This is a genomic window from Azospirillum sp. (genome assembly GCF_050789165.1).
Map to the genome: position 1 here is coordinate 49,976 of NZ_JBOZRT010000149.1, position 19,236 is coordinate 69,211.

General features: G+C 70.8%; 18 protein-coding genes. 11 read left to right on the forward strand and 7 right to left on the reverse strand.

Features of this window, described 5'->3' with window-relative positions:
* The first annotated feature begins 2 nt into the window (after nucleotides 1-2).
* From ACRWK7_RS30870 to ACRWK7_RS30910, 9 genes are all read left to right on the forward strand, one after another.
* Nucleotides 3-860 (forward strand): ABC transporter ATP-binding protein, encoded by an 858-nt coding sequence (locus ACRWK7_RS30870; protein WP_431860999.1) that lies wholly within the window; start codon nucleotides 3-5, stop codon nucleotides 858-860.
* Entirely contained in the window at nucleotides 853-1,737 is an 885-nt protein-coding gene (locus tag ACRWK7_RS30875; RefSeq protein WP_431861001.1) for an ABC transporter permease, read from the forward strand. Before ACRWK7_RS30870 ends, ACRWK7_RS30875 begins: the two co-directional genes overlap by 8 nt.
* Nucleotides 1,737-2,441 (forward strand): succinate dehydrogenase/fumarate reductase iron-sulfur subunit, encoded by a 705-nt coding sequence (locus ACRWK7_RS30880; RefSeq protein WP_431861002.1) that lies wholly within the window; start codon nucleotides 1,737-1,739, stop codon nucleotides 2,439-2,441. The genes ACRWK7_RS30875 and ACRWK7_RS30880 overlap by 1 nt, the downstream gene beginning before the upstream one ends.
* Nucleotides 2,441-2,923, forward strand: coding sequence for a succinate dehydrogenase, hydrophobic membrane anchor protein (locus ACRWK7_RS30885; protein WP_431861003.1), 483 nt, complete (start codon nucleotides 2,441-2,443; stop codon nucleotides 2,921-2,923). Before ACRWK7_RS30880 ends, ACRWK7_RS30885 begins: the two co-directional genes overlap by 1 nt.
* Entirely contained in the window at nucleotides 2,920-3,264 is a 345-nt protein-coding gene (locus tag ACRWK7_RS30890) for a hypothetical protein (RefSeq protein ID WP_431861005.1), read from the forward strand. The genes ACRWK7_RS30885 and ACRWK7_RS30890 overlap by 4 nt, the downstream gene beginning before the upstream one ends.
* The gene (locus ACRWK7_RS30895) at nucleotides 3,261-4,982 is read left to right on the forward strand and encodes an L-aspartate oxidase (RefSeq protein WP_431861007.1); all 1,722 of its coding nucleotides are present in this window, start codon (nucleotides 3,261-3,263) and stop codon (nucleotides 4,980-4,982) included. Before ACRWK7_RS30890 ends, ACRWK7_RS30895 begins: the two co-directional genes overlap by 4 nt.
* Nucleotides 4,983-4,984: 2 nt before the next feature.
* The gene (locus ACRWK7_RS30900; RefSeq protein WP_431861009.1) at nucleotides 4,985-5,932 is read left to right on the forward strand and encodes a fumarate hydratase; all 948 of its coding nucleotides are present in this window, start codon (nucleotides 4,985-4,987) and stop codon (nucleotides 5,930-5,932) included.
* Complete coding sequence (locus tag ACRWK7_RS30905) at nucleotides 5,929-6,588, forward strand: fumarate hydratase C-terminal domain-containing protein (RefSeq protein ID WP_431861011.1); 660 nt, start codon at nucleotides 5,929-5,931, stop codon at nucleotides 6,586-6,588. The genes ACRWK7_RS30900 and ACRWK7_RS30905 overlap by 4 nt, the downstream gene beginning before the upstream one ends.
* An 86-nt stretch (nucleotides 6,589-6,674) precedes the next feature.
* On the forward strand, nucleotides 6,675-7,916 hold the full coding sequence (locus ACRWK7_RS30910; protein ID WP_431861013.1) for a threonine synthase: 1,242 nt from the start codon (nucleotides 6,675-6,677) through the stop codon (nucleotides 7,914-7,916).
* A 123-nt stretch (nucleotides 7,917-8,039) separates the two neighbouring features.
* On the opposite strand, the gene ACRWK7_RS30915 is transcribed toward ACRWK7_RS30910, so the two are convergent.
* Nucleotides 8,040-9,035 carry a C-terminal binding protein gene (locus ACRWK7_RS30915; RefSeq protein ID WP_431861014.1) on the reverse strand — a complete coding sequence of 332 codons (996 nt, stop codon included), beginning with the start codon at nucleotides 9,033-9,035 and terminating at the stop codon, nucleotides 8,040-8,042.
* Nucleotides 9,036-9,120: 85 nt separating this feature from the next.
* Here ACRWK7_RS30915 and ACRWK7_RS30920 point away from each other — a divergent pair, with 85 nt between their 5' ends.
* Together ACRWK7_RS30920 and ACRWK7_RS30925 are read left to right on the forward strand one after the other, a co-directional pair.
* On the forward strand, nucleotides 9,121-10,644 hold the full coding sequence (locus tag ACRWK7_RS30920) for a 4-hydroxyphenylacetate 3-hydroxylase family protein (protein WP_431861016.1): 1,524 nt from the start codon (nucleotides 9,121-9,123) through the stop codon (nucleotides 10,642-10,644).
* 184 nt (nucleotides 10,645-10,828) lie between these two features.
* The gene (locus ACRWK7_RS30925) at nucleotides 10,829-11,074 is read left to right on the forward strand and encodes a hypothetical protein (RefSeq protein WP_431861017.1); all 246 of its coding nucleotides are present in this window, start codon (nucleotides 10,829-10,831) and stop codon (nucleotides 11,072-11,074) included.
* Here the strand turns inward: ACRWK7_RS30925 and ACRWK7_RS30930 are convergent.
* From ACRWK7_RS30930 to ACRWK7_RS30955, 6 genes are all read right to left on the reverse strand, one after another.
* A complete protein-coding gene (locus ACRWK7_RS30930) occupies nucleotides 11,018-12,088 on the reverse strand; it encodes an ABC transporter ATP-binding protein (RefSeq protein ID WP_431861019.1) in 1,071 nt (356 codons plus the stop codon). The genes ACRWK7_RS30925 and ACRWK7_RS30930 overlap by 57 nt on opposite strands.
* A complete protein-coding gene (locus ACRWK7_RS30935; protein WP_431861021.1) occupies nucleotides 12,081-13,751 on the reverse strand; it encodes an ABC transporter permease in 1,671 nt (556 codons plus the stop codon). The genes ACRWK7_RS30930 and ACRWK7_RS30935 overlap by 8 nt, the downstream gene beginning before the upstream one ends.
* A gap of 141 nt (nucleotides 13,752-13,892) precedes the next feature.
* A complete protein-coding gene (locus ACRWK7_RS30940; protein ID WP_431861023.1) occupies nucleotides 13,893-14,990 on the reverse strand; it encodes an ABC transporter substrate-binding protein in 1,098 nt (365 codons plus the stop codon).
* A gap of 96 nt (nucleotides 14,991-15,086) precedes the next feature.
* Nucleotides 15,087-15,914 carry a serine O-acetyltransferase gene (cysE, locus tag ACRWK7_RS30945; protein ID WP_431861025.1) on the reverse strand — a complete coding sequence of 276 codons (828 nt, stop codon included), beginning with the start codon at nucleotides 15,912-15,914 and terminating at the stop codon, nucleotides 15,087-15,089.
* A gap of 279 nt (nucleotides 15,915-16,193) precedes the next feature.
* On the reverse strand, nucleotides 16,194-18,323 hold the full coding sequence (locus ACRWK7_RS30950) for a putative bifunctional diguanylate cyclase/phosphodiesterase (RefSeq protein WP_431861027.1): 2,130 nt from the start codon (nucleotides 18,321-18,323) through the stop codon (nucleotides 16,194-16,196).
* Nucleotides 18,324-18,471: 148 nt separating this feature from the next.
* A partial coding sequence (locus tag ACRWK7_RS30955) for a methyl-accepting chemotaxis protein (protein ID WP_431861029.1) occupies nucleotides 18,472-19,236 on the reverse strand: 765 nt, incomplete at its 5' end.

Sequence of the window (19,236 nt, forward strand, 5' to 3'; positions counted from 1 at the left end):
GGATGCGCATCCTCGGCCGCAGCATCCTGCCGGACACGGGGCTGTCCACCAGCATCGTCTCGACCACCCTGCCCCGTCCGCTGCTCGACGTCTCCGGCGTCACCCTCCAGTACAAGACGCGCCAGCACCTCGTCACCGCGACGTGGCGCGTCGATTTCCAGGTCTTCCAGGCGGAACGCTTCGTGCTGCTCGGGCCGTCCGGCTGCGGCAAGTCCTCGCTGCTGAAGGCGGTCGGCGGCTTCCTGGCGCCGGTGGAGGGCACCATCCGCCTGAACGGCCAGACGGTGGCCGCGCCGGGGCCGGAGCGCATGATGGTGTTCCAGGAGTTCGACCAGCTGCCGCCCTGGAAGACGGTGAAGCAGAACGTCATGTTCCCGCTGCTGGCCAGCGGCAAGCTCCGCCGCCGGGAGGCGGAGGAGAAGGCGCTGGACTGCATCGCCAAGGTCAACCTCGCCAAGTTCGCCGACGCCTACCCGCACATGCTCTCCGGCGGCATGAAGCAGCGCGTCGCCATCGCCCGCGCCATGGCCATGGAGCCGGACATCCTGCTGATGGACGAGCCGTTCGCCGCGCTCGACGCGCTGACCCGGCGCAAGATGCAGGAGGAGTTGCTGCAGCTGTGGGACGACGTGCGCTTCACCGTGCTGTTCGTCACCCACTCCATCGAGGAGGCGCTGGTGGTCGGCACCCGCATCCTGGTGCTCTCCCCGCACCCGGGGCAGGCGAAGGCGGAGATCAACTGCCACGGCTACGACCACCTCACCGTCGGCAGCCCGGAGTTCCAGGACACCGCGACCCGCATCCACACCATGCTGTTCGCCGACCGCATCGAGGACGAGGGGGCGGCTCGCCATGAGTGACGCGATCCTCCGCCGCGAGCCGCCCGTCCGCCCGGAGTACGAGCGCGTCGTCACCAACGCCGGCGTCATCGGCGACGTCGCCCGCCCGCTCTCGCCGTGGGAGCGCGTCGCCAACGTCACCGCGCTGCGCCGGCTTCTGGTGCTGGCGCTGGTCGCGGCGGTGTGGGAAGGCGTGGCGCTCTGGCAGAACAACCCGCTGATGTTCCCCACCTTCACCGCCACCGTCGCGGCGTTCTGGGAGGCGGTGACGCGGGAGGACCTGCTGTCCATGGCGGGGCTGTCCATCGCCACGCTGCTCAAGGGCTACGTCATCGGCATCGCGCTGGCGGTGGTGCTGACGACGCTGGCGGTCACCACGCGCATCGGCGACGACATCCTGTCCACGCTGACCGCCATGTTCAACCCGCTGCCGGCCATCGCGCTGCTGCCCATCGCCATGCTGTGGTTCGGGCTGGGCGGGGCGAGCCTGACCTTCGTGCTGGTGCACGCGGTGCTGTGGCCGGTGGCGCTCAACACGCACTCCGGCTTCACCTCGGTGTCGGACACGCTGCGCATGGCCGGGCGCAACTACGGGCTCAAGGGCATGCGCTACGTGGTGCAGATCCTCATCCCGGCGGCGTTCCCGTCGATCCTGACGGGGCTGAAGGTGGGGTGGGCCTTCGCGTGGCGCACGCTGATCGCGGCGGAGCTGGTGTTCGGCGTGTCGTCGGGCAAGGGCGGCCTCGGCTGGTTCATCTTCCAGAACCGCAACGAGCTGTACATCGACAAGGTCTTCGCCGGCCTGATCACCGTCATCCTGATCGGCCTGATCGTCGAGAACGTCGCCTTCCGCTGGCTGGAGGCGCACACGATCCGCAAGTGGGGCATGGTGCGCTGATGGCGGACCTGACCGTAGACGTCTGGCGCGGCGAGGGTTTCGAGACCTTCCGCGTGCCGTTCCTGGAGAGCCAGACGGTGCTGGACGTGGTGACCTGGATCCAGCGGCACCTGGACCCGACGCTGTCCTACCGCTTCGCCTGCCGGGTCGGCATGTGCGGGTCCTGCGCCATGACGGTGAACGGCGTGCCGCGCTGGACCTGCCGCACGCACGTCTCCAAGGTGGCGAAGGACGGCCGGCTGGAGATCCGCCCGCTGCGCAACATGCCGGTGATCAAGGACCTGGCCGTGGACATGGCCGGTTTCTTCGACAAGTGGCAGGAGGCCGGCGGGCGCTTCATCCCGACGCAGCCCGGCGCCCTGGAGTTCGCCGCCGTCGATCCGGAGAGCCCGGAGCGCCGGCAGGCCTCCGCGGGGATTGAGTGCATCGGCTGCGGCGTGTGCTACGCGGCGTGCGACGTGGTGGCGGCCAACCTGGACTATCTCGGCCCGGCGGCGCTCAACCGCGCCTGGACGCTGGTCAACGACGCGCGCGACGGCGACCGCATCGGGCACCTCGCGGTGGTCGCCGACGACGCCGGCTGCCACGCCTGCCACAGCCAAGGCAGCTGCGCGCGGCACTGCCCCAACCACCTGAACCCGACCGGGGCGATCGCCGGGCTGAAGCGGGACGTCTTCCGCGCGGTGCTGAAGGGGGAGCTGTGATGGGGTTGGAAGACTGCCCGGCCCAGAACCCTCTCCCGCCTCGCGCGCCCGCGAAGCGGCCGGGTGAGGGTAAATCCAAGGATCCTGGGTCGCCCCTCACCCTCCCACGCTCCGCGTGGGCCCCTCCCTCTCCCGGGGCGGGAGAGGGGAAGGGGCGCCGCCTGGAGCTGCGCCTGTTCCTCGCCCAGCGCCTCAGCGCCATGGTGCTCGCCCCGCTGGTGCTGCTGCACCTCGGCGTCATCCTCTACGCCGTCCGCGGCGGCCTGAGCGCCGCGGAGATCCTCGGCCGCACCAAGGGCAGCGTCCTGTGGGGCGGCCTGTACGGCCTGTTCGTGCTGGTGGTCGCCGTGCACGGGTCCATCGGCCTGCGCGCCGTCCTGCGGGAGTGGATCCGGCACCCCCGCCTCGCCGACGCCGCGGCTCTGCTGTTCGCCGCGCTGGCGCTGGTCCTGGGCTTCCGCGCCGTGCTGGTGCTGACATGAGGGCCGCCGCGCACCGCAACCACCCAGCCTGGTGGGCCTTCCTGGCGCACCGGCTGTCCGGCCTCGCGCTGGCGCTGTTCCTGCCGGCGCACTTCCTGGTTCTGGCGACGGCGGTCGAGGACGCCTCGTTCGACGCCTTCGTCGCCTGGACCGACCGCCCGCTGGTCAAGCTGGCCGAGGCTGTCCTCGTCGGCCTTCTGGCGCTCCACATGGCGGGCGGCCTGCGCCTGCTGGCGCTGGAGTTCCTGCCCTGGAGCGACACCCAGAAGACACGCATCGCGCTGGCCTTCGGCGCCGGATTCGCCGCCGTCCTGCTCACTCTGCTGATGGCCCGCCCATGACGACCGTGGACCGCATCGACACCGACATCCTGATCCTCGGCAGCGGCGGCGCCGGGCTGTTCGCGGCGCTGCACGCCCACAAGGCCGCCCCGCACCTGCGCATCGCGATCGCGGTGAAGGGCCTGCTCGGCAAGTGCGGTTGCACCCGCATGGTGCAGGGCGGCTACAACGTGGCGCTGAACCCGAAGGACAGCCTCGAACGCCACTTCATGGACACGGTGGAGGGCGGCAAGTGGCTGAACGACCAGGAGCTGGCCTGGACCCTGGTGGTCAAGGCGGTCGAACGCATCCATGAGCTTGAGAACGACCTCGGCTGCTTCTTCGACCGCAACCCGGACGGCACGCTGCACCAGAAGGCCTTCGCCGGGCAGACCTTCGACCGCACGGTGCACAAGGGTTCGCTGACCGGCATCGAGATCATCAACCGCCTCGCCGAGCAGGTGTGGGCCCGCGGCATCGCCCGGCTGGAGGAGCACCGGGCGCTGGAACTCATTCCCGCGAAGGACGGCGGCCGCCTCGCCGGCGTGCTGATGGTGGACATGCGCACCGGCGGCTTCCGCCTCGTGCGCGCCAGGGCGGTGCTGCTGGCGACCGGCGGCGGGCCGTCCATGTACCTCTACCACACGCCGTCGGGCGACAAGACCTGCGACGGCATGGCGATGGCCCTGCGCGCCGGGCTGCCGCTGCGCGACCTGGAGATGGTGCAGTTCCACCCCACCGGCCTCGTCGCCGGGTCGCAGACGCGCATCACCGGCACCATCATCGAGGAGGGTTTGCGGGGTGCGGGCGGCCACCTGCTGGACGGCGACGGCAACCGCTTCATGCACAAGTACGACCCGCGCGGCGAACGGGCGACGCGCGACATCGTCAGCCGCGGCATGTACGAGGAGATGCGCCGCGGCCGGACCGGTCCCAACGGCGGCCTCTATATCACCATGCGCCACCTCGACCCCGCCATGGTGCGGCGCGAGTTCAAGGGCATGGTGGACCGTTGCCGCGACGTCGGCTTCGACCTCGTCTCCGGGCTGGTCGAGGTGGTGCCGACCGCGCACTACATGATGGGCGGCGTGCCCTTCCGCACGGACACCTCGACAGAGATGCCGGCCCTGTTCGCGGCCGGCGAGGACACCGGCGGCGTGCACGGCGCCAACCGGCTGGGCGGCAACGGCGTGGCGAACTCCACGGTGTTCGGCGGCATCGCCGGCGACACGATGGCCGCCTGGGTGCCGCGCGAGGGCGTGCTGGCCGACCCCGACCAGACCGTCATCGACGCCGCGCTGGAGCGCACGCTGCGCCCGTTCTCCCGGCCGGCCGGCGACCTCAACGACCTGCGCGAGCGGCTGTACCGGGTGATGTGGGACGACGTCGGCATCGTCCGCGACGCCGGGGGCCTGCTCCGCGCCTCCCGCGCCCTGGAGGACCTGGGCGCCGAGTTGGACGCGACGGGCATCCCCGACTCCTCGCGCACCTTCAATCTGACGTGGCACGACTGGCTGAACCTACACAGCCAGATCCTGGTCAGCCGCGCCGTCACCGCCGCGGCGCTGGCCCGCGAGGATTCCCGCGGTGCCCATTTCCGCGCCGACTTCCCGGAGACCGGCGACCTGAACACCTCCGCCAACACCATCGTCCGCCTGGACGGCGAGCGCATCGCCGTGACCACCGAGCCCGTCGCCTTCACCCGCGTGCGGCCGGGCGAGACGCTGATCGAGGACTGAGCATGGCCATCCCGATATCCCCCATTCCTATATCGGTGGTGGAGGAGACCGGCGTCGAGCTGACGCGCCGCGCCGCCATCGAGATCCCCGACGACTACCGCGCCGGCATCAAGGACATGATGACGCGCGAGGAGGACGAGCTGAGCCGCTTCGTCCTCCAGGCCATGGTCGAGAACTGGGAGGTCGCCGAGCAGGACCGCCGCGCCATGTGCGCCGACACCGGCCTGCCGCGCTACTACGTCAAGGTCGGCAACGAGGCGCGCGTCGAGGGCGGCTTCGTGGCGCTGGAACGCGCGCTGCGCCGCGCCACCGCGCACGCCACGCACGCCATCCCGCTGCGCCCCAACCGCGTTCACCCGCTCTCCCGCAAGGACCACAACAACAACGTCGGCATCCTGGCGCCGGAGATCGAGTACAGCTTCGAGCCGGACGCCGACTGGATCGACGTCACCACCGTGCACAAGGGCGGGCTGTTCGGCACCGACTACCGCATGCTGTTCCCCGGCGACGGCATCGATGGGATCAAGCGCTTCTTCCTCGACGTGATGGTGCAGTTCGGCCGCCGCGGCCTCGCCTGCCAGCCGGCCATCGTCGGCATCGGCCTGGGCGGCTCCAAGGACACCTGCATGGTGATCGGCAAGCAGGCGGCGTGCCTGCGCACCGTCGGCGACCGCCACCCCGACCCGCAGGTGGCCGCGCTGGAGCAGGAATTGAAGGACCTCGGCAACAGCATCGGCATGGGGCCGATGGGCTTCGTCGGCAAATCCATGGTCGTCGATTGCCACGTCGAGGTCGCCTACACCCACACCGGCGGCATGCCGATGAGCGTGCACAGCTTCTGCCTGTCCTCGCGCCGGGCGGTGGCGCGCATCCACGCCGACGGCCGGGTCGAGCACCGCACCGACCCGCACTGGTTCACCGAGTATCATCGCCGGGAGGGCGTGGAATGAAGGAAGTCCGCCTCACCGTCCCGGTCCGTCCCGAGGACCTGAAGGGCCTGGAGGTCGGCACCGTCGTCTATCTCGACGGCGTGCTCTACACCGGCCGCGAGGGCCTCTACAAACGCATCCTCGACGAGGGGCTCGCGCCGCCCGTCGATCTGGCGGGCGTGTCCAACGTCAACTTCCACTGCTCCCCCGCCGCTTCGGTCGCCGAGGACGGCACCATCACCATGGGGGCAGTCACCGCCACCGCCAGCTTCCGCTTCTCGCACTGGCTGCAGCGCTGGTTCGACGTGTCGGGGTGCAAGCTGATCATCGGCAAGGGCGGCATGAGCGAGGAGGACTACCGCACCCACTTCGTCCCGCACGGCGCCGTCTACCTGACCACCGTCGGCTATGGCACCGGCGCGCTGCTCGGCCGCGGCATCAAGCGGGTGCGCGAGGTGCACTGGCTGAAGGAACTCGGCATCGCCCAGGCCATGTGGGTGCTGGAGGTCGAGCGCTTCGGTCCCTTCCTGGTCGAGAGCGACCTGCAGGGCAACAGCCTGTTCGAGCGCATGGGCAAACAGGTCAACGCGAACCTCGACCGACTGTACGAGGGCCTGAAGCAGCCGGCGCTGCGGCGATACGGCGAGACCACGTCGCGCGACGATGAAGTGATCTAGCCAGCCCCAACAACGCATTTTGCCTTCATCCCCGCGAAGGCGGGGATGACGACCAGAAAAGAACCGGAAGTAGAAAGGACCCCACCGTGCGCTTCGACGCCAACCTGACCACCGAGCGCCCGACCTTCGTCACGCACCTGGAGTGCTCCTACACCGGCGAGCGCTACGAGGCCGACCGGGTGCACAACCTGTCGGCGGCCGGAAAGCCGCTGCTGGTGCGCTACGACCTCGACGGCGTGCGCAAGGCGCTGACCAAGGACGCGCTGGCCGAGCGCCCGCAGGATCTCTGGCGCTACCGCGAGCTGCTGCCGGTGCGCCGGGTCGAGGACATCGTCAGCCTGGGCGAGGTGGTGACCCCGCTGGTACCCCTGCCCCGGCTGGCGGCGAAGCTCGGCACGTCCGAGCTGCTGGTGAAGGACGAGGGCCGGCTGCCCACCGGGTCGTTCAAGGCGCGCGGCCTCGTGATGGCGGTGTCCATGGCGAAGGCGCTGGGCATCACGCACATGGCGATGCCGACCAACGGCAACGCCGGCGCCGCGCTCGCCGCCTACGCCAGCCGCTGCGGCATCCGGACGACGATCTTCTGCCCCGAGGACACGCCGGAGGTGAACGTCTCGGAGATCGAGCTGCAGGGCGCGACGGTGTACCGCGTCAACGGCCTGATCGACGACTGCGGCAAGATCGTCGGCCAGGGCAAGGCGGAGGTCGGCTGGTTCGACACCTCCACCCTCAAGGAGCCGTACCGGATCGAGGGCAAGAAGACCATGGGCCTGGAACTGGCCGAGCAGCTCGGCTGGGAGGTGCCGGACGTGATCTTCTACCCAACCGGCGGCGGCACCGGCCTGATCGGCATGTGGAAGGCGTTCGCCGAGCTGGAGGCCATCGGCTTCATCGGGTCCAGGCGCCCGCGCATGGTGGCGGTGCAGGCCGCCGGCTGCGCGCCGATGGTGCGCGCCTGGGAACGGGGCGAGGAGCACGCGCCGCGCTGGGAGGACGCGCACACCATCGCGTCGGGCATCCGGGTGCCGCAGGCGGTGGGCGACTTCCTGATCCTGCGCGCCGTGCGCGAGAGCGGCGGTTTCGCCGTGGCGGTGCCGGACGACGCCATCCAGGCGGCGCTGAACGAGGCGGCGCGCGAGGAGGGCTTCCTGCTCTGCCCGGAGGGGGCGGCGACCTACGCGGCGTACAAGCTGGCGCTGGCCGACGGCCGGGTGGCGAAGTCCGACCGCGCGGTGCTGTTCAACTGCGCGACCGGGCTGAAGTACCCGCTGCCGCCGGTGCACCGGACCCTGGACCGGACCAAGCCGATCGATTTCGGGGCGTTGTGAATTCCTGAGCTGGGCCCCCACCCAACCCTCCCCCACTTCGCGGGGGAGGGCTTTTGAGACTGGCGGCGGAGTTCCTCCCCCCGCGCAGTGGGGGGAGGTTAGGAGGGGGGACCAGCGCCCGAACTACTCGGTAATCCGATTCCTCACCACCCCGTCCTCCAGGAAGATCCGCACCGTCTCCGCCGCGTTCCGCCGCATCTCCACGCCGGCCTCGTCCGAGTGGAACGCGTTGTGCGGCGTGATGACCAGCCGCCCGGCCAGCCACTCCTCCCGCGCCCGCCACGCGTCCAGCAGCGGGTGCCGCTGCGGCGGCTCGCTCGGCAGCACGTCGAGCCCCGCCGCCGCCAGCCGCCCGCTGCGTAGCGCCGCCTCCAGCGCGTCCAATCCGTCCAGCAGGTCCCCGCGCGCCGTGTTCACCAGGATCGCTCCGGGCTTGAAGCGCTCCAGCCGCGCGGCGTCGATCATGCCGCGCGTCTCGCGGTTGGCCGGGCAGTGGAAGGTCACGATGTCCGCCTGCCCCAGCAGCTCGTCCAGGTGCCGCACCCGCGTGTAGCCGACCGCCTTCTCGTGCCCGGCCGGCTGGTAGGGATCGTACCCGAGGATCCGATAGCCGAACGGCTTCAGCCGGTTGACCATGGCCGTGCCGATCCGCCCCACCCCGACCACGCCCACCGTCGCCGCCGAGGAACGGCGCAGCGGCGACAGCGTGTTGGTCTGCCAGCGCGTGGTGTAGCCGCGCGCCCGCGAATCATGCTCCCACAACCGCCGCTGCAACGACAGGACCAGAGCCAGCGCGTGGTCGGCGACCTCCTCGGTGCCGTAGTCGGGGTTGTTGGCGAAGGGGATGCCGGCCGCCGTCAGCGCCGCCACGTCCATCTTGTCGTACCCCACGCCGAACCGCACCACCAGCCGGCAGCGCGTCAGGTGCGGGATGCTGCGCGCCGTGACCGGCACGCTCCACACCAGGAGCGCGTCGAGCCGGGCGAGCCGCGCCGGGTCGAGATCCTCCTCCCGCCGGACATCCAGAAAGTCCAGCTCCACCTCCGGCCCCAGCGCCGCCGCCTCCAGATCGAGCGGCGGCATCATGTGGTCGCTCACGCCCACGACCCAACGCGCCATGCAGTCCTCCTCACGTTTGGGCACGAATAGTTGCCCTATTCCGCGAAACGGGCAACACTGGGAAAAAATACGGGAGGGTATGGTCATGCTGATGTCCGCCGCCGACTACCGGGAATCGCTGCGCCGCTACGCCCCGCGGGTGTTCGTCGACGGCCGCGCGGTGGACAGCGTGGCCGACGAGCCGAGCCTGGCGCCCGGCGTCAACGCCGTCGGAATCACCTACGACTTTGCGCTGCGGCGGGAGCACGCGACGCTGATGACCGCGCGCCAGGGCACGTCGGCCAAGACCGTCAACCGCATGCTGCACATCAACGAGACCACCACCGACCTGCTCTACAAGCTGGAGGCGGTGCGGCTGGTCTGCCGCGAATCCGGCTGCGCCCAGCGCTACCTGTCGCACGATGCGCTGAACGGCCTGTTCCAGGCGACGAAGCGCACCGACGACGCGCACGGCACCGACTACCACCAGCGCTTCCTCGCCTATCTGCACCGGGTGCAGGACGAGGACCTGACGCTCGGCGTCGCCATGACCGACGCCAAGGGCGACCGCTCCAAGCGGCCCGGCGCCCAGGCCAACCCCGACGTCTACGTGCACATCGCCGAACGCCGGGCGGACGGCATCGTCATCCGCGGCATCAAGGCGATCGTCACCGGCGCCCCGTACATGCACGAGTTCCTGGTCATGCCCTGCCGCACCATGACGCCGGAGGACGCGGACTTCGCCGTGTGCTGCGCGGTGCCGGTGGACGCGCCGGGCGTCACCATCGTCGCCCGCCCGGCCGGCCGCCCCGGCGAGGCGGCGGCGAAGTTCTCCGGCCGCTACGGCCAGTCCACCGGCGTGGTGGTGTTCGACGACGTGTTCGTCCCGTGGGAGCACGTCTTCCTGGCCGGCGAGACCGAGGAAGGCGGCTTCCTCACCACCAGCTACGCCACCCACCACCGGCACTCCTGCATCGGCGCGCGGGCCGGCTTCGGCGACCTGCTGATCGGCGCCGGCGCGCTGATGATCGAGGCCAACGGCCTCGACCCCGACCGGCACGGCCACATCCGCGACGCCATGGTGGACCTCATCAAGATCGTCGAGGGCTTCTTTGCCTGCGGCGTGGCCGCCTCGGTCTACGGGATGAAGGACCCGGCCGGTTCGATCATGCCGGACGCGGTGTTCTCCAACATCGGCAAGCTGCTGCTGGCGACGCAGATCTACGACATGCACCGGCTGGCGCACTACGTGTCGGGCGGGCTGGTGGTGGCGCTGCCCGGCCCGGACGAGGACCACAACCCGGAGACGGCGGCGTCGCTCGCCGCGGTGCTCGCCGGCCGGCCGGACATTCCGGCATCGCAGCGGCTGGAGGTGGCGCGGCTGGTCGAGGACCTGACGGCGTCCAACCAGGGCGGCTGGTACTCGATGATCTCGCTGCACGGCGGCGGCTCGCCGGAGGCGATGAAGCGCGAGATCTGGCGCAACTACCCGGTCATGGAGAAGGTCGAGCTGGTCGAACGCCTGCTGGAGCGCGGCGTCGCGGACGAGGGCCAGCGGGTGTCGAAGCAGCCGGGACGCTGCTGCGCCACCGGGTGCGAGGTGCCGGAGATCGGGAAGGCGGCGGAGTAGTTCATTCCGTTGCCCCCTCCCCATCCCTCCCCCGCTTCGCGGGAGAGGGGGGCAGAGCGGCGGAGTACCCTCTCCCGCGACAGCGGGGGAGGGCTAGGGAGGGGGCAACGACACCCGCCCATTCCGTGACATTTTATCGGTATTAACCATAAAAGGTTCCAGTCATCGGCCAAAGGTGCTAGGCATGCGGTACGACCGCTTGCCCGAGGCCGCCATGTCCGATCAGCCGACCATCTCCCGCCCGCTCTGCCGCTGCTGCGGCCTGCCGGTCCTGCGCGGCCAAGCGCACTGGGCCGGCGACCGCGAGGGCCGCCCGTGGCATTACGAGTGCGCGGAGAAGTCCGGCCTCACCATCCCCTGGCGCCCGCGCGCCTCAGAAGAGCCACACCCGGTCGGGCGGGAACTCCAGCCAGTGGCGGCCGGGCGCTAGCTCGCGGTCGCCGTAGGCGCGCACCTTCAGCGGGCCGCGGTGGAACAGGTACTCCCAGCGCTCGCCCAGGTACATCGAGGTCACCAGCTCAAGCCCCAGCCGGTTCTCGCCCGGCCCGTCCGCCGGACGCACGGACTCCAGCCGCACGATTCCCGTCGCCGGCCCCCCCGCCACGCGCTCGCCCTGCAGACGCCCCCACAGCAGCGGCTCGTCCTCCGCCCTGCCCGCCACCGCCAGCGCGGCATAGCCGTCGCGCCGCTCGGCCAGCGTGCCGTCGAGGCGGTTGTTGGCGCCCATGAACTCCGCCACGAACAGGCTTTTCGGCGCTCCGTACATCTCCTGCGGGGTGCCGGCCTGCTCGACCTGCCCGGCGTTCAGCAGCAGGATGCGGTCGGCGATGGCCATCGCCTCGACCTGGTCGTGCGTCACGCACAGCGCCGACAGGTGCAGGGTGACGATCAGCTCGCGCAGCCACGCCCGCGCCTCCTCGCGCAGCTTGGCGTCGAGGTTGGACAGCGGCTCGTCCAGCAGAATCACCGGCGGGCTGTAGACCAGGGCGCGCGCCAGCGCCACGCGCTGCTGCTGCCCGCCCGAGAGCTGGTGCGGGAAGCGCCCGGCGTGCTGGCCCAGGCCGATCTGGCCCAGCACCTGCTCGACCCGCTGGCGGATCTCGCCGCTGCCCACGCCGCGCAGCTTCAGCCCGTACGCCACGTTGTCGAACACCGTGCGGTGCGGCCACAGCGCGTAGGACTGGAAGACGAGGCCGAGGTTGCGCTTCTCCGCCGGCAGGTCGATGCGGGCACCGGCGTCGAACACCGGCCGCCCACCCAGCGCGATGCGCCCGGCGAACGGCTGCTCCAGCCCGGCCACGGCGCGCAGCAGCGTGGTCTTGCCGCTGCCCGACGGCCCAAGCAGGGCGACCACCTGCCCGCGCTCCAGCTCCATGGACACGCCCTTCAGGATCTCCAGGCCGCCCAGGCGCAGGCGGACGTTCTCGACGCTCAGTTCAGCCATGCAGGCGCACCCCCAGGCGGAGCGCGGCCAGCAGGCCCACCCCCACCATCGCGACGTTGATGACGGACAGCGCGGAGATCAGGTCGATGTCGCCCGTCCCCCACAGCGAGACGAGCAGCGAACCGATCACCTCCGTCCCCGGCCCCAGCAGGTAGATGCCGGTGGAGTACTCGCGCACGAAGATCATGAAGATCAGCAGCCAGCTGCCCAGCAGCCCGAAGCGGATCAGCGGGATGGTGACGTCCATGTTCACCCGGTGCGGCCCGGCGCCGACGACCCGCGCCCCCTCCTCCAGCTCCGGCGCCACCTGCAGCAGCGCCGAGCTGATGAGCCGCATGCCGTAGGCCAGCCACACCACCGAGTAGGCGATCCACACGCTGATCATGGTGCTCTTGAGGTAGCCGAGGCCCGGCACGAACAGGAAGATCCACAGGATGGCGAGGCCGGCGACCAGCCCCGGCATGGCGCGCGGCACCAGGACCAGGAAGTCGAGCAGCCGCACCCACATCGACGGCCAGCGGTGCGCCGCCAGCGCGACGGCGGTGTAGCACGCCACCGACAGGGCGCCGCCGATGACGCCGATGCCCAGCGTGTTGAGGATGCCGCGGATCAGGTTCGGGTATTCCCACAGGTCGCGGTAGTGGGCGAGCGTCAGCTGGTCGGACAGCGTCACCCCCCGACCCCACGAGCTGACCACCGAGCGCAGCCCGATCCCGGCCAGCGGCACCACCACGGTTGCCACCAGCCACAACGCCAGCAGGCCGAGCGCCAGCCACTTCCACCCGCCGAGCTTCAGGGGAGTCTGCCGCGCCCCCTTGCCCTTCATGGTGACGTACTTGCCGGCCTGCCGCAGCAGCGCGCGCTGCAACACCACCAGCGGGAAGGTGACGAACACCAGCGCCACCACCACCACCGCCATCAGCTGGTACGACGGCGTGCCCAGCAGGTTGGTCAGCTTGTAGAGGTAGGTGGACATCACCAGGATGCCCTGCGGGTCGCCCAGCACCAGCGGCAGCCCGAACAGCTCGAAGCCCAGGAAGAACACCAGCACGCCGGCGTACAGCAGCGCCGGCATCACCATCGGCAGGCTGACGTCGATGGCGACCCGCCACGGCCCGGCACCGCCGACGCGCGCCGCCTCCTCCAGGTCCGACGACACGCCGCGCAGCGCCGAGGAGGCGTACAGGTAGACGTGCGGCACGTGCGTCAGCCCGGCCACCAGCACCAGCCCGTAGATGGAATAGATGTCCCACGGCACGACGCCGAACCACGCCTCGGCCGGCAGCGACAGGAACCCCACCGGCCCCGCCGCCACCACGTAGCCGAAGGCCAGGACCACCGGCGACAGGAACACCGGCAGCAGAAGCAGCGGCTCCAGCCAGCGCCGTCCCGGCAGGTCGGTCCGCACCACAAGGAAGGCCAGGATGCCGCCCAGCGGCACGGCGATGGCGGTCATCCCCGTGGCGATCATCAGCGAGTTGAGGAACGCCGAATGGAAGTCCTCGTCGGTCAGCACGTATTCGTACGCCGACAGGGTGAACTGGATCTTCGGCGCGAAGAACGGGTTGTCGAGGAAGCTCTGGTAGAAGACCAGCCCCAGCGGTGCGAGCACCACCAGGGCGGTCGTCAGGATGACCGAGATGCGGGGAAGGGATGTGCGCATGGGCAGGCCCGGCGGTTCGACGTCCAGTCCCTCCCCCAGCCCCGCTGGGGGAGGCTAGGTGGGGGCCAGTGGTTCCCGAGAAACCGCGGCCCCCACCCAACCCTCCCCCGCTGGAGGCGGGGGAGGGCTATGCAAGCCTCCTCACTTGCCCTGCATCGCCTGCTGCCACTGCTTGATGAAGGCGAGCCGCTTGGTCTGGTCCAGCGTCGACAGCAGCTCCGGCCCGACCTTGATCGGCTTCACCTTGTCGCCCAGCTTGGCGTTGACCGCCTTGGCCGTCGCCTCGCCCTCGACGTCGTCGCGGATCGAGAACAGCTCGGCCTGGTTGGCGACCAGCGTCTGCCCGCGCTTGGAGAGCACGTAGTCGAGGAACAGCTTGGCGGCGTTCGGGTTCTTGGCGGCCTTCGGGATGAAGGCGACGCGCGACATCACCAGCGTGTAGTCCTCGGGATAGACGATGCCGATGTTCGGGTCCTTCTTCGAGCGCGTCAGCGCGTAGGAGCCGAAGATGTTGTAGCCGATCAGGTGCTCGCCGGACGTCACCCGCTCCAGCATGGCGCCGGCCGAGGTGTAGAGCTTGATGCCCGCCTTGCCGAAGGCGCGGAACAGGTCGCGCGCGCCCGGCCACACCGCCGCGTCCTGCGTCACGAACAGGTAGCCGACGCCCGAGCGCTCGGGGTCGTAGGCGGTGACCTTGCCCTTGTACTCGGCGCCCTTGGCTTCCAGCAGCTTGGCGAGGTCGGCGTGCGTCTTCGGCACGTCGCCGGCCGGCACAAGGCGCTTGTTGTAGACGACGATCACCGGCTCGAAGGTCGTGCCGAACGCCTCGTTCTTCCACACCGACCACTGCGGCAGCGCCTTCAGCTCCGGCGACTGGTAGGCCTGGGCGTAGCCGTCGTTGACCAGCTTGATCTGCAGGTCCATGGCCGAGGACCACAGCACGTCGCCGCTGCCGGCGCCGGCCGCCGCCTCGGAGATGAAGCGGTTGTACAGCTCGGTCGAGTTGAGGTCGTTGTACTCCACCGTGACGTTCGGGTAGAGCGCCTTGAAGTCGTCCAGCAGCGGCCGCACCTGCGCCGCGTCGGTGGAGGAATAGACCACCACCTTGCCTTCCTTGTTGGCGGCGGCGATGGTGTCCTTGTAGCTTGCCGGATAGCCCTCCGGCACGGTCTGCGCCATGGCCGGCAGCGCCGCCAGCGCGGCCAGTCCCGCGGCGGCGCCGATCAGGGTGTTGCGCATCTCCACTCCTCCCTCGTTCTTCCTTGTTCTGGAAGGATAAAGGTGGCACGCAACCACGACCTTGACCAGCGCCGACGTGACCGGCGCCGACACGCTTCAGATGTCGATCCCGAGGTTCTGGTAGTCGTCGCCCAGGCTCTGGTCCATGTCGACGCCGGGCACCATGCCGGAGCACCAGCCGACGATGCGCGCCGGCACGCCGGCCACGGTGGCGCAGGGCGGCACGCTCTTCAGCACGACGCTGCCCGCCCCCACCTTGGCGCGCGCGCCGATCTCGATGTTGCCCAGCACCTTGGCGCCGGCCGACAGCAGCACGCCGTCGCGCACCTTGGGATGGCGGTCGCCGTGCTCCTTGCCGGTGCCGCCCAGCGTGACGTTCTGCAGGATCGAGACGTCGTTGCCGATCACCGCGGTCTCGCCCACCACCACGCCGGTGCCGTGGTCGATGAACACGCCGCGCCCGACCGGCACCGCCGGGTGGATGTCCACCGCGTAGACCTCCGACACCCGGTTCTGCAGGTAATGCGCCAGCGCGTGCCGCCCGTCGTTCCACAGCCAGTGCGCCACCCGGTGCCATTGCAGCGCGTGGAAGCCCTTGAAGTGCAGGAACGGCGTCAGCCAGCCGTCGGCCGCCGGGTCGCGGGCGACGATGGCGGCGAGGTCGGCGAACGCCGCTTCCAGAATGCGCGGGTCGCCGCGCAGCGCCGAATCGACCAGCTCGCCCAACTGCCCGCGCCCGACGTCCGGCCCGGCGAGCCGGCGCGCCAGACAGGCCGACAGCGCCCCGTCCGGCCCTTGGTGGGCGAGCACCGCCGCCTCCATCACGCCGCGCAGCATCGCCTCGCCCGCTGCCGCCTCCGCGGCCTCGGCGCGCAGCCGGTCCCAGGCTTCCGCCTCGGTGGTCGTCGTGATCAGCCCATCCATGCCGCAAAACCCGCGTCCGTCGGTCCGAGCGGCGCATCATGGCGCAAAGCCGGGCAGACGAACAGACGCTCTGGCGAACACCACCCGTCCGGCAAAGCGATTTCCATGCTCCCCTGACTCCCCTCTCCCCTTGCGGGAGAGGGGAGTCAGGGGGAGAGGGGGATTACCGCCGGCAGGCGGGAAGAGACTCGTTCCGCGGCCCTTCCGGCCGCTATGCCCCCTCTCCCCAACCCTCTCCCGCGAGGGGAGAGGGGGGACTCAATCAACTGTGCAACCGCTTTAGATGCCGCCCCGCTCCGCCGCCCAGCGCTCCAGCGCCTCCGCCGCCATGGGGCGGGCAATGACGTAGCCCTGCGCCTCGGCACAGCCGCAGCGGCGCAACGCCTCCAGCAGGTCGGCGCACTCCACCCCCTCGGCGATGGCGCGGGTGCCCAGGTTGCGGGCGAGCGAGACCATGGTCTGCACCACCACCGCGTCGGCCGGGTCGCACAGCATGCGGCGCACGAAGCTCTGGTCGATCTTCAGCGACGCGATGGGCGGCAGCCGGCGCAGCGTCGCGAAGGAGGAATAGCCGGTGCCGAAATCGTCGATGGCGATCTCCACCCCCAGCGCCGAGATCCGGCCGAGCACCGCCAGCGCCCGCTCCGGGTCGGCCATCATGGCGGTCTCGGTGATCTCCAGCTCCAGCAGGTGCGGCGGCAGGCCGTGCCGCTCCAGCGTGGCGCGCACCTGGTCGGGCAGCGACTCGTCGACGAGGTTGCGGGCCGACAGGTTGACGGCGATCCGCCACGGCCGCCCCCCCGCCTGCAAAGCTCCCGCCCGCCACGCCTCGGCCTGCGCCACGGCGGCGTCCAGCACCCAGGCGGTCATGGCGTGGATGAGGTCGCTCATCTCCGCCATCGGCACGAACTCGCCCGGCGGGATCAGGCCGAAGTGCGGGTGCTGCCAGCGCACCAGCGCCTCGACGCCGACCGTCGAGCCGTCCTCCACGCGCAGGATCGGCTGGTAGTGCAACAGCAGCTGCCCGTTGCGGATCGCGTCGCCCAGGTCGGCCATCAGCGCGAGGCGCGAGGCGCTGTGCGTGTCGGCCTGCGCCACGTAGTGCGACCAGCCGGTCTGCTTGCGCTTGGCCATGTACATCGCCACGTCGGCGCAGCGCAGCAGCGTCGAGGAATCGCGGCCGTCCTGCGGGTAGACGGCGATGCCGATGCTGGCCCCGACGTCCAGGCGCATGCCCTCCAGCGTGAAGGGCCGGCGCAGCGCGGTGAGGAACTCCAGCGCCCAGCCCTTGGCCTCCTCCGGCCCGGCGCCGGGCAGGACGACGGCGAACTCGTCGCCGCCCAGGCGCGCCGCGAAGCCGTCGCGGTCGGCCACCACCTCGACCAGACGGGACGAGACCATGCGCAGCAGCTCGTCCCCGACGTGGTGGCCGAGCGTGTCGTTGACCTCCTTGAAGCGGTCGAGGTCGATCAGCAGCAGCGCGAAGCCGCGCTGTCCCTCCTGCCCGTCCTCCTGTGCGCCCGGCTGCGCGTCCGCGATGCGCTGCCGCGCCACCTCGTGCAGCCGCTTGCGGTTCGGCATGCCGGTCAGCGAATCGTGGTGCGCCAGGAACTCCACCATGGCGAGGTGGGCCTTGCGCTCGGTGATGTCCTTGAACTGCACCAGCCAGCAGGAACGCCCGTCGATCTGCACCTCCGCCGACGAGCCGAGCACGGTGACCACCTCGCCGCGCGTGGTGCGGAAATCCACCTCGTGGTTGCGCAGCTGGCCGCGCCGGCGCATCACCTCGACCGTGGCGGCGCGCTGCGACGAGTCGGCCCACAGGCCGATCTCCACCGTGCTGCGGCCCAGGATCTCCTCGCGGGCGTAGCCGAAGCCGGTGACGAAGCTGAGGTTGACGTCGAGGATGCGGCCGGTGTCGATCTCCGCCACGATCATCGGGTCGGGGCTGATGGCGAACAGCTGGGCGAACTTCTGCTCCGACTGGAGCATGCGCTTCTCCATCGCCTTGCGCGCCGAGATGTCGCGGGCGATGACGATGCGGAAGCCGTCCTCGCCGGTCTGCACGGGGGCGAGCGTCACCTCCGTCTCCACCAGCGTGCCGTCCGCCCGCCTGTACGTCCATTCGATCTGCTGCCGGTGTCCGGCCTGCACCAGGTGGCCAACCGCCGCCGCCGCCTGCAGGGACGGCCGCCCGTCCGGCTGGACCTCCGGCGACAGCTCGCCGGAGATGTGGCGGCCGACGATGTCCGCGGCCGGGCAGCGGAACAGCTCGCTGGCGGCGGGATTGCAGTCCAGCACGGTGCCCTGCGCGTCGACCACGAGGATCGCGTCGCCCGCCGCCTCAACCAGACGGCGTCCCAGCTCGGCTCGATCGATCGGCATCGGCATCGGCAGCGCGTCGTCCATCACGGCCGCCCGGCGGATAAAGGAAGCAGCATCGGCAACACCAGAAGCCTTGGAACCCGCACCATAGGCCGGCGAGAGTTAACGAGCGGTAGCGTCGGCGTGCGTCATGCCGCCGGGACCCGCGCGGATCCCGGCGGAGACTGGGTGGTCAGGCGCGCCGCCGCGCCGCCGCCTCGGCCGCGGCGCCGGCCACGTCGATGGCCGCACGGCCGCGGGTCAGCCGCTCGAAGGCGATGGCGAAGGCCGGCTGGTCGCGGTCCCGCTCGTCGAAGCGCACATGCGTGGCCTCCCCGTCCCGCTGGACCACCGTGAAGCCGAGCCGCACCCCGGCGTCGGCCAGCACCAGCGTGCCCGTGGCGCCGCGGGCCGCCGCGACGCCGCGGAGCATCGCCCCGCCGCGCGACAGGTTGCCGATCACTGCCCCCTGCTCCCGCCCGCCCAGCGCCACGGCGCACGGCGCCTCGACCGCGAAGCGCGGGTCGCCGCGCCGGTCGGCGTCGCTGGTCGAGGTGCGGACGACGCGGACCAGCACGGTGCGCAGCCGCTCGATGGCCTGCGCCACATCGTCGCTGGCGCCGCCGACGTAGCTGGCCTGCCGGCCGGTCAGGTCGGCCTCGGTCGACACCTCGGCGATGCGGACGGCGACCTCCTGCGCGGCGTTGGTGGTCTCGACGACGCTGCGGGTGATCTCCTGCGTCGCCGCCGCCTGCTCCTCCATGGCCGCGGCGACCGCAGCGGTGATGCGGTCGATCTCGGCGATGGTCGAGCCGATGGCCCCCACCGCCTCGACCGCGGATTCGGTGGCCTCCCGCACCTCGCCGATCTGGTTGGAGATGTCCTCGGTCGCCTTGGCCGTCTGGTTGGCGAGGTTCTTCACCTCCTGCGCCACCACGGCGAAGCCCTTGCCGGCCTC

Bases quoted from the DNA above. Each gene is read 5' to 3' on its own strand.
- ACRWK7_RS30870 (WP_431860999.1), top strand. From the start codon at position 3: ATGCGCATCCTCGGCCGCAGCATCCTGCCGGACACGGGGCTGTCCACC.
- ACRWK7_RS30875 (WP_431861001.1), top strand. From the start codon at position 853: ATGAGTGACGCGATCCTCCGCCGCGAGCCGCCCGTCCGCCCGGAGTAC.
- ACRWK7_RS30880 (WP_431861002.1), top strand. From the start codon at position 1,737: ATGGCGGACCTGACCGTAGACGTCTGGCGCGGCGAGGGTTTCGAGACC.
- ACRWK7_RS30885 (WP_431861003.1), top strand. From the start codon at position 2,441: ATGGGGTTGGAAGACTGCCCGGCCCAGAACCCTCTCCCGCCTCGCGCG.
- ACRWK7_RS30890 (WP_431861005.1), top strand. From the start codon at position 2,920: ATGAGGGCCGCCGCGCACCGCAACCACCCAGCCTGGTGGGCCTTCCTG.
- ACRWK7_RS30895 (WP_431861007.1), top strand. From the start codon at position 3,261: ATGACGACCGTGGACCGCATCGACACCGACATCCTGATCCTCGGCAGC.
- ACRWK7_RS30900 (WP_431861009.1), top strand. From the start codon at position 4,985: ATGGCCATCCCGATATCCCCCATTCCTATATCGGTGGTGGAGGAGACC.
- ACRWK7_RS30905 (WP_431861011.1), top strand. From the start codon at position 5,929: ATGAAGGAAGTCCGCCTCACCGTCCCGGTCCGTCCCGAGGACCTGAAG.
- ACRWK7_RS30915 (WP_431861014.1), bottom strand. From the start codon at position 9,035: ATGGCGCGTTGGGTCGTGGGCGTGAGCGACCACATGATGCCGCCGCTC.
- ACRWK7_RS30920 (WP_431861016.1), top strand. From the start codon at position 9,121: ATGCTGATGTCCGCCGCCGACTACCGGGAATCGCTGCGCCGCTACGCC.
- ACRWK7_RS30925 (WP_431861017.1), top strand. From the start codon at position 10,829: ATGCGGTACGACCGCTTGCCCGAGGCCGCCATGTCCGATCAGCCGACC.
- ACRWK7_RS30930 (WP_431861019.1), bottom strand. From the start codon at position 12,088: ATGGCTGAACTGAGCGTCGAGAACGTCCGCCTGCGCCTGGGCGGCCTG.
- ACRWK7_RS30935 (WP_431861021.1), bottom strand. From the start codon at position 13,751: ATGCGCACATCCCTTCCCCGCATCTCGGTCATCCTGACGACCGCCCTG.
- ACRWK7_RS30940 (WP_431861023.1), bottom strand. From the start codon at position 14,990: ATGCGCAACACCCTGATCGGCGCCGCCGCGGGACTGGCCGCGCTGGCG.
- cysE (WP_431861025.1), bottom strand. From the start codon at position 15,914: ATGGATGGGCTGATCACGACGACCACCGAGGCGGAAGCCTGGGACCGG.
- ACRWK7_RS30950 (WP_431861027.1), bottom strand. From the start codon at position 18,323: ATGGACGACGCGCTGCCGATGCCGATGCCGATCGATCGAGCCGAGCTG.